Origin of the sequence: Fibrobacter sp. UWH9, assembly GCF_900129715.1 — a bacterium.
Lineage (GTDB): Bacteria > Fibrobacterota > Fibrobacteria > Fibrobacterales > Fibrobacteraceae > Fibrobacter.
The window spans coordinates 1-3,036 of the sequence record NZ_FQWP01000046.1; the positions used below are offsets into that span (position 1 = coordinate 1).

4 protein-coding genes are annotated in these 3,036 nt (G+C 42.0%); all 4 read right to left on the minus strand.

The features are described 5' to 3' along the window. Positions 1-164: 164 nt before the first annotated feature. Complete coding sequence (locus BUB94_RS16055; RefSeq protein ID WP_073238968.1) at positions 165-755, minus strand: hypothetical protein; 591 nt, start codon at positions 753-755, stop codon at positions 165-167. Positions 756-764: 9 nt separating this feature from the next. Continuing rightward, positions 765-1,562 carry an RHS repeat domain-containing protein gene (locus BUB94_RS16060; RefSeq protein ID WP_175549758.1) on the minus strand — a complete coding sequence of 266 codons (798 nt, stop codon included), beginning with the start codon at positions 1,560-1,562 and terminating at the stop codon, positions 765-767. Between the two features lie 243 nt (positions 1,563-1,805). Beyond that, a complete protein-coding gene (locus BUB94_RS16065) occupies positions 1,806-2,171 on the minus strand; it encodes a hypothetical protein (protein ID WP_139260299.1) in 366 nt (121 codons plus the stop codon). A gap of 91 nt (positions 2,172-2,262) precedes the next feature. Continuing rightward, positions 2,263-3,036: RHS repeat-associated core domain-containing protein (locus BUB94_RS16070; protein WP_217653157.1), on the minus strand; the 774-nt coding region annotated here is incomplete at its 5' end.

Below are 3,036 nucleotides of genomic sequence, written 5' to 3' on the forward strand. Positions count from 1 at the left end.
AGTACGCCGAGATATTGCCCAATTGGGTTCAGGAACTGCTGTAATCAAGGCACTGTAACCCTAGGACATTCTTGTAATTTTAAAAGGCCGCACCATTGGAGGCGCGGCCTTGATTTTAAAATTTACCATCTTGTTAAATCACGACATAATCATTTTTTGATTGATCATTCTTCACAATAAGAACAAGTAACACCCATTCGTTCTCGTCCAGAAATATTATACTGAATATTTGGCGGATCTTCCTTCCTAAAACATGGAATTACAACTTTTAAGCATTTCCGCGAGAAATTGTACAACGGCTCCTTTTTAGTTCCTTTTGGAAATAAATACTCCTCTTTGGTCAAAGAAGAATCGACCCAGCCGACAAACCATTTATAATTAGATTTTCTTAAATTCGTACGTTTCATCCGACCAAAAGAAAGAGGCGTTTTTTGTGGACACCCGGCTTTTAAGCATGAATCCGAAACCATATTTGCCCATGGCGAAAATTCCTTTAGTAACAAAGTGTCATCAATAGTTTCTATCCAAGCTGGGGTAAAAATTCTCATTCCAGCGTTGAGTAAGTCAACATCATAACAGTCTTTATCTAGGGACATGTTGATATTAAACGTCATCCCGTCATAAAAACGTTCAACATTTTCAATTCGACAAAATACATCTTCTTCTTTCTCAGCGTTTTTTTGACAAGAAATAAAGGATCCCAGAAAAGCAGGTAATAACACATATCTTACAAAAAATTCTGCATAATATTTCATACAAACCACCTATTTACTTTGATCAATAGGATGTTCAGGTTCATTTGCAGTAAAAGAGGTCCCATTTGCATTATTGAATTTAACAAGATTGTTCCCCTCAGCATTATAGGTCATGTTTAAAACAACATTATCACCACTAAGATTAATAATCGTTTCATTTCCATCCGGGTCAATCGCACCAATCGGATTCATCCCATTCCCCGCATACAGATACGGGCTTGCGAATTGTCTCTTGGGGTCAACAGACATCCACATTACGAGCATTGGATCCAGATATCTTGCGCCGAAGTAGTTCAGCTCGGTCTCGTCATCGCGTTCTTTTCCGGTGAAATTTTCAGTAACTTTTTCAGTGGGTTCCGAGAGCATCACCTGCTCACCGAAGGCGCGGTAGTCGTAGGCGGCCTTCACACTGCCAGCGCCGTCACCTGTACCGTACACCAGCATGGTGGAGCCCAGATGATTTTTGAGGTACCATTCGAAGGTGGCGTTGCCGGAAGACGGCTTTTCGGCATCTTCCACGCCGTAGCGGCCCAGGCCCTGAGGCATATTTACGACCACGCGGGCGTCCTGGAGGCTGCCGTCACGATAGTTTTCACGCACTTCGGTGCCGATGCCGGTGTAGTGGGTGACGAGTTCCCGTTCCCAGTCGGCGGCATACACGCCGTCGGCCTCGTCGGAAATGCAGGCCTTGCGGAACCTCGTCTTGGAAACGCGCCTGCCGGAACCGTCGTATGCCATCAGCACCCTGACACTGTCCCTGCTGCAACTACGCGTATTTTCAAGCACGTTTCCTGATCTAGTTTCCATCCTGAACTCCACCGGCATTCCTCTCCAATCATAGGAAATTTTCAGGAATTTGGACTTGCGCAGAGCGCATTTCACTGCGGTTCGGCAATGAAAATACACAAGTGTATTTTCGCTGCACTCACCTTGCAGGAATTTGTCCTCGATGAGATTACCATCGGAATCGTAGACGATGTTGCAAATAGTCGCTGTTTACCAGAAAGCATCCGATTTGTTTAAGTCTCTGTAGTACTACGACATAGTCCATTAATTGACAAACGATTGTTTACAACCATAATTTGTAAAGAACCATAATGTAATATCTGGTAGCAAATGGTCTTTTTCAACAAGATAGAATAAATTAAAAAATTTTCTTATTCTAAATAGTTGTATATCATCAGTCAAATCTGCTTTAAAAAAAGCAAAATCATCTACCATATATTTTCCATCCCACACTCTACCAGTATCTTTTAAATGGTTCGAAGCATCTGACAACGGACAATAAACATGAAAACCATCATAAAACAAGTAATCTAGGTCATTGCCTTCGCCTCCTTCAACAATGAACATGCCTAAAGAGTCTAAGTAATGTTCATAAGCTAATGCAGAGGCATTAATAGAACATTCTTTCAAGTCAACACATATAGAGAATTTGCTTAACTTAAAGGAATATAAAAGAATACACAACAAACATAGAACGGAAATAATTACAACATTCTTCTTTTTAATAAAACTCACGTAGCGGCTCACCTAAGTCCTCCCTTATTTGATTTTCCCTCTTAATAGCGTTTTCTTCTTTTATGGGAATTCCGTCTTTGTTATACCGTTCATCCTTAGTAAACTTACCATCAATGATATCTTCTGAATGTCCCAATTCATGCGCCAAACCAACGGAAGTTGATCTACGTCTGGAACCTTCGGCATTTTCACCCCCCATAACCGCATTCATATCCCACAAAACTACAGCATTTCTGCCGTGCGCCTCAGTATGATTTCTCTTTGAAGATTGTTTGATTATTATTTCTTGATCACTACTCCTTAACTTAGCAATGAAGGCTTTTCCTTCAGGACCCGAATTTTCAATTTCTTTTAAGGCATCATTTGCGGCGATGTTATACGATTCACTGTTGCGCGAATACATTTTAATGATATTCCCATCTGGATCAGTTGCATTTAAGGGATTCATCCCATTCCCAACATACAGATACGGACTTGCAAATTGTCTCTTGGGATCCACAGAAATCCACATTCCAAGCATTGGATCCAGGTATCGTGCGCCGAAGTAGTTCAGCTCGGTTTCGTCATCCTTCTCTTTACCGGTGAAGTTCTCCGTCACCTTGTCGCCTGCATCAGCGATCAGATCGATCTGTTCGCCGAAGGAGCGGTAGTCATAGGCTTTCTTCACTTCACCGAGGTCTGCAATGTCTGTGTTTGAGGAACCCTGGGTGCCGTACACCAGCATGGTGGAGCCCAGATGATTTTTGAGGTACCATTCGAA

Excerpts from the sequence above, each read along its gene's own strand:
- BUB94_RS16060 (WP_175549758.1), bottom strand. The coding sequence starts at position 1,562 with ATGGAAACTAGATCAGGAAACGTGCTTGAAAATACGCGTAGTTGCAGC.
- BUB94_RS16055 (WP_073238968.1), bottom strand. The coding sequence starts at position 755 with ATGAAATATTATGCAGAATTTTTTGTAAGATATGTGTTATTACCTGCT.